Source organism: Pseudomonas sp. NPDC087803, assembly GCF_044742995.1.
In the GTDB taxonomy this organism is placed as follows: domain Bacteria; phylum Pseudomonadota; class Gammaproteobacteria; order Pseudomonadales; family Pseudomonadaceae; genus Aquipseudomonas.
Map to the genome: position 1 here is coordinate 1 of NZ_JBIUVO010000116.1, position 5,267 is coordinate 5,267.

The following is a 5,267-nucleotide window of genomic DNA, read 5'->3' on the forward strand; positions in this document are numbered from 1 at the left end:
AATCCGTGGTATTTGGGGTTTTTTTCATGCAAGCGTATCAGCGCGATTTCATTCGTTTTGCCATCGATCGCGGCGTTTTGCGCTTCGGTGAGTTCACCCTGAAGTCCGGGCGCACCAGTCCATACTTCTTCAATGCCGGCCTGTTCAACTCGGGTTCCGCCCTGGCGCAGTTGGGGCGTTTCTACGCGGCAGCCATTGCCGAAAGCGGCATTCCGTTCGACGTGCTGTTTGGCCCGGCCTACAAAGGCATCCCGCTGGCAGCCACCACCGCTGTCGCGCTGGCCGAACATCACGACCGTGACTTGCCTTGGTGCTTCAACCGCAAGGAAGCCAAGGCCCACGGCGAAGGCGGCAGCCTGGTCGGCGCCCCGCTGACCGGTGACGTGCTGATCATCGACGACGTGATCACCGCCGGCACCGCGATCCGCGAAGTGATGCAGATCATCGCTTCCCAGGACGGCGCCAAGGCGGCCGGCGTGCTGATCGCCCTGAACCGTCAGGAGCGTGGCAACGGCGAATTGTCGGCGATCCAGGAAGTCGAGCGTGATTTCGGTATTCCCGTGATCAGCATCGTTTCGCTGAACCAGGTGCTGGAATTCCTCGCCGACGATCCACAGCTCAAGCAGCATCTGCCCGCCGTGGAAGCGTACCGCGCCCAGTTCGGCGTGTAACCGCACCCCATCTGTAGGAGCTGCCGCAGGCTGCGATCTTTTGATCTTTTCAAAGCCAAAGTCAAAAGATCGCAGCCTGCGGCAGCTCCTACAGGAATCGCAGACAAAAAAAGACCTCGTCCAGTCAGGCTGGACGAGGTCTTTTTGTTTGCAGTCAGTGCAGGTTTCGCCATTTTCCAAGCAATTTCCAAGTCAATCCCGCGTTAATCAGTGCAAAGGCCAGCAAGGCCGCCACCACCATTACATATAACGTGCGATCAACATCGAAGTCCCACAGCGCCAGTCTGCTGCTTTGAATAATGCGCACGGCGGCGGGCAGGTTGACGTAAAACAGCGCTGCAAAGGCGCACGTCAGCGGCAATGAGCAGCCCATCAACGTCCCCATGACTTTTTTCCTGCTGCGCTTTCTGGCCTGAAGACCTGACTGATATTCATCCTGCGCCATGGCCTCTGTCAGCTTCGGCCAAGCCAGGTTGAACAGAAAAGTGGCCAGGGTCAGCAGCAAGCCGCTGACCGCGACGATGTCACTGAACGGCATTGAGACCCAGCGTCGCACACAGTAAATCGTGGGAATCTTCGCTGATTTCGAACTGCCCGGCGCTGCCTTTGCGTTTGATGATGGGTTTGAAGGTCGGCTCATTCTGGGTGATCAGCATGTTCAGCTCGTCACGAATCACGTCCGAGCTGATGACCACCAGATACACGGTTTGCGCATATTCAGCAGACGCCACGACTGCCCGCATGCTGTGCTGCAGGATGTCATCGAGCTGATTGCGAAAGCGCGACACGGTGTTTTTCAGCAGGGTTTTACTTTGGCTCTGGGTCAGCTGGAAGATCGTCGAGATCTGCGACTCAGTCGGCAGTGTCTGCCCGAAGTAGCTTTGAATCAGGTACAGCAGGCGATCTTGTTTGGCTTCATCGGCCCGACTGGGCATGCCGCCCTCAACCAGCATTTTCAGGTATTCGGTCAGACTGGCCTTGGCGATGCGCTGTAGGGCGTGGGCAATTTCCGCGTCGCCGATACGCAGGGTTTTTTTGACCGGTTCCTTTTGTTCCTGCTCGAAAGCGTCCGCGTCGATATTGAAAGATATCTGCATGGCTTGTCTCCCTTGGTTATTTGGAAGACTGGCCCGGATACGGATCGGCAGCAGCGTCGCCCTGGCCCGTCTGGATGTTCCAGCCATTGAGCACATGGGTGCTGGGTTGGTAGTCAGGGCAGGGCGGCAGTGAAGTTTTCGACTGGTTGGAATACTCGCGTCCGCAGTCTGCACATTCATAGGTGCCTGCGGAAACATCGCTGCCGTACGGTACGTGGTCTTTTTGCATGGGGAAGATCTCCTGTGGGTTCAGGGAAGATCCTAGGGCGATTTGTTCTGAGGAGATGTCGGACGTTTCGCTGAGTGGAGTCAGACGCTTCTTGCGCGTATAAAAAAGATCGCAGACTTCGTCAGCTCCTACAGAAATTTCATACACACGAAATTTGCTTTTGTAGGAGCTGCCGCAGGCTGCGATCTTTCGAGTTTCAGCGATCAGTGACGCTTGCGATTGCTGATCAGCGTGCCCACACCGGTGTCGGTGAAGATTTCCAGCAGGATCGCGTTCGGTACGCGACCGTCGATGATCAGCGAGCTGCCGACACCGCCCTGGACCGCTTCCAGGGCGCAGCGGATCTTCGGCAGCATGCCGCCGTAGATGGTGCCGTCGGCGATCAGGTCGTCGACCTGCTGGGTGCTCAGGCCGGTCAACACGGCGCCCGACTTGTCCATCAGGCCGGCGATGTTGGTCAGCAGCATCAGCTTCTCGGCTTTCAGCGCCTCGGCAACTTTACCGGCCACCAGGTCGGCGTTGATGTTGTACGACTCACCGTTCTCACCGACGCCGATCGGCGCGATCACCGGGATGAAGTTGCCTTTGACCAGCAGGTTCAGCAGTTCGGTGTTGATCCCGACCACTTCACCGACCTGACCGATGTCGATGATTTCCGGCTGGGTCATCTCCGGGGTCTGGCGGGTGACGGTCAGTTTCTTCGCACGAATCAGCCCGGCGTCTTTACCGGTCAGGCCGATGGCACTGCCGCCATGACGGTTGATCAGGTTGACGATGCTTTTGTTGACCTGACCGCCGAGGACCATTTCCACCACGTCCATGGTCGCGGCGTCGGTGACGCGCATGCCATCGACGAAGTGGCTTTCGATCGACAGGCGCTTGAGCAGATCACCGATCTGCGGGCCGCCGCCGTGAACCACGACCGGGTTGATGCCCACGGCCTTCATCAAGACGATGTCGCGGGCGAAGCCGGTTTTCAGCTCCTCGCTTTCCATCGCGTTGCCGCCGTATTTGATCACCAGGGTCTTGCCGACATAACGTCGGATGTAAGGCAGCGCTTCGGACAGGACCTGGGCGGTGTGGGCGGCGGCTTCGCGTTCGAGGGTCATTCAGGGCTCCGGGTGAATCAGAACGGTAGTTGGAGATCAGGTGCAACGCGTTTCAGTTGGGCGTGGAACACATCCTTGATGCGCTGCAATTCAGCCTCGTCATCGGCCTCGAAGCGCAGCACCAGCACCGGAGTGGTGTTGGACGCGCGCACCAGGCCCCAGCCTTTGGCGTAATCGACCCGCACGCCGTCGATGGTGGTCAGGCCAGCGCCTGGGCCCCACTGTGCGTCGTGCAGTGCATCAATGATGCTGAATTTGCTCTCTTCGGTCACATGGATATTGATTTCCGGCGTAGAAATATCGTTCGGGAAGGTCGCAAACAGCTCTTCCGCGGTGGATTTTTCCTTGCTGAGGATCTCCAGCAGCCGTGCGGCGCTGTAGATACCGTCGTCGAAACCGAACCAGCGCTCCTTGAAGAAGATATGCCCGCTCATTTCACCGGCCAATAGAGCACCGGATTGTTTCATTTTCTTTTTGATCAACGAATGACCAGTCTTCCACATTAGCGGTCGACCACCGTATTCCTTGATCAGCGGCACCAGGCGGCGAGTGCATTTGACGTCGAAGATGATTTCCGCGTCCGGGTTGCGCGCCACCACGTCGCGGGCGAAGAGCATCAGCAGGCGATCGGGGTAGACGATGCTGCCGGTGTTGGTCACCACGCCGACGCGGTCGCCATCACCGTCGAAGGCCAGGCCGAGGTCGGCGTTGGTTTCCTTGACCTTGGCGATCAGGTCGACGAGGTTCTCGGGCTTGCCCGGGTCCGGGTGATGGTTGGGGAAGTTGCCGTCGACTTCGCAGAACAGCGGGATGACTTCGCAGTTCAGCGCTTCGATCAGTTGCGGGGCGATCACGCCGGCCGCACCGTTGCCGCAGTCGACCACGACTTTCATGCGTCGGGCCAGTTTGACGTCCCGGACGATTTCGGTGGTGTAGCGGTCAAGGATTTCGACTTGGGTCACGCTGCCCTGACCGCTGCTCAGATCGTTGGTCTTGATGCGCTCGTGCAGCACCTGGATCTGCTCGTTGGCGAGGGTGTCGCCGGCGATCACGATCTTGAAGCCGTTGTAGTTCGACGGGTTGTGGCTGCCGGTGAGCATCACCCCAGACTTGCCGGCCAATACGTTGGCCGCGTAATACAGCGCTGGGGTCGGCACCAGACCGACGTCGCTGACATGGCAGCCGCTCTCGGCGATACCGCGGATCAACTCGGCAACCAGCTCCGGGCCGGACAGGCGGCCGTCGCGACCGACGGAAACATTCGGTTCACCTTGGGCCAGGCTCTGCGAGCCGATGGCGCGGCCGATCCAGTAAGCGGTTTCGGCATTGAGGAATTCCGGTACGGTGCCGCGAATGTCATAGGCGCGGAAGATGCTGTCAGGAAGCTTCGGGGCGATCTTGGCGGGGGTGCTCATCTGCACAAATGCTCCATCTCGAAAGTGGCGGGACACACCGACGAATCACTCGACGGCAGGCTCAAACTGAAGGGTATGACGGCGTTTTCCACAGAGAGTTCGTGGTGTGAAAGGGCCATGACGCCTTGGCTGGCGTGGCTTGCGGCCGGCAAAACCTTGATTTTCGGCGCTAAACCTTCCGTGTGAATCTGCACAAATTCCCCCTGTAGGAGCTGCCGCAGGCTGCGATCTTTTGATCTTGCTCTTGAAAAACAAAGTCAAAAGATCGCAGCCTTCGGCAGCTCCTACAGGGAGACATCCGGTTATTTCGTGCCGGTATGGCCGAAACCGCCCGCGCCGCGTTCGGTCTCGACGAACTCTTCAACCATTTCAAAGTGCGCCTGCACCACCGGTACCAGCACCAGCTGCGCCAGACGTTCGCCGACGGTCATGGTGAAGTCGGACTGGCCACGGTTCCAGCAGGACACCATCAACGGGCCTTGATAATCCGAGTCGATCAGGCCGACGAGGTTGCCCAGCACGATGCCGTGCTTATGGCCCATGCCCGAGCGCGGCAGGATCAGCGCGGCGAGGTTCGGGTCGCCGATGTAGACCGACAGACCGGTAGGGATCAGCACGGTTTCACCCGGCTTGATCACGATGTCCTGTTCCAGCATGGCGCGCAGGTCGAGGCCGGCGGAGCCCGGGGTGGCGTATTGCGGCAGCGGGAATTCGGTACCGATGCGTGGGTCGAGGATCTTGGCTTG

Annotated in this window: 6 protein-coding genes and 1 pseudogene; 1 reads left to right on the top strand and 6 read right to left on the bottom strand. The window is 59.1% G+C overall.

The features are described 5' to 3' along the window. Positions 1-26 precede the first annotated feature (26 nt). On the top strand, positions 27-671 hold the full coding sequence (gene pyrE / locus ACIOUG_RS26445) for an orotate phosphoribosyltransferase (RefSeq protein ID WP_008078597.1): 645 nt from the start codon (positions 27-29) through the stop codon (positions 669-671). 154 nt (positions 672-825) lie between these two features. On the opposite strand, the gene ACIOUG_RS26450 is transcribed toward pyrE, so the two are convergent. The 6 genes and pseudogenes from ACIOUG_RS26450 to dut form a co-directional block, all read right to left on the bottom strand. Then, on the bottom strand, positions 826-1,209 hold the full coding sequence (locus tag ACIOUG_RS26450) for a hypothetical protein (protein ID WP_401070045.1): 384 nt from the start codon (positions 1,207-1,209) through the stop codon (positions 826-828). Further along, complete coding sequence (locus tag ACIOUG_RS26455) at positions 1,196-1,768, bottom strand: hypothetical protein (protein WP_401070048.1); 573 nt, start codon at positions 1,766-1,768, stop codon at positions 1,196-1,198. Before ACIOUG_RS26455 ends, ACIOUG_RS26450 begins: the two co-directional genes overlap by 14 nt. A 16-nt stretch (positions 1,769-1,784) precedes the next feature. Next, positions 1,785-1,997, bottom strand: coding sequence for a hypothetical protein (locus ACIOUG_RS26460; RefSeq protein ID WP_401070051.1), 213 nt, complete (start codon positions 1,995-1,997; stop codon positions 1,785-1,787). A 203-nt stretch (positions 1,998-2,200) separates the two neighbouring features. Then, a complete protein-coding gene (argB, locus tag ACIOUG_RS26465) occupies positions 2,201-3,106 on the bottom strand; it encodes an acetylglutamate kinase (protein ID WP_401070054.1) in 906 nt (301 codons plus the stop codon). A gap of 17 nt (positions 3,107-3,123) precedes the next feature. Beyond that, positions 3,124-4,500 (bottom strand): annotated as a pseudogene (locus ACIOUG_RS26470) (phosphomannomutase/phosphoglucomutase); the annotation flags it as partial. A 323-nt stretch (positions 4,501-4,823) separates the two neighbouring features. After that, the coding region (gene dut / locus ACIOUG_RS26475; RefSeq protein ID WP_401070057.1) for a dUTP diphosphatase at positions 4,824-5,267 on the bottom strand (444 nt) is incomplete at its 5' end.

Excerpts from the sequence above, each read along its gene's own strand:
- pyrE (WP_008078597.1), top strand. The coding sequence starts at position 27 with ATGCAAGCGTATCAGCGCGATTTCATTCGTTTTGCCATCGATCGCGGC.
- ACIOUG_RS26450 (WP_401070045.1), bottom strand. The coding sequence starts at position 1,209 with ATGCCGTTCAGTGACATCGTCGCGGTCAGCGGCTTGCTGCTGACCCTG.
- ACIOUG_RS26455 (WP_401070048.1), bottom strand. The coding sequence starts at position 1,768 with ATGCAGATATCTTTCAATATCGACGCGGACGCTTTCGAGCAGGAACAA.
- ACIOUG_RS26460 (WP_401070051.1), bottom strand. The coding sequence starts at position 1,997 with ATGCAAAAAGACCACGTACCGTACGGCAGCGATGTTTCCGCAGGCACC.
- argB (WP_401070054.1), bottom strand. The coding sequence starts at position 3,106 with ATGACCCTCGAACGCGAAGCCGCCGCCCACACCGCCCAGGTCCTGTCC.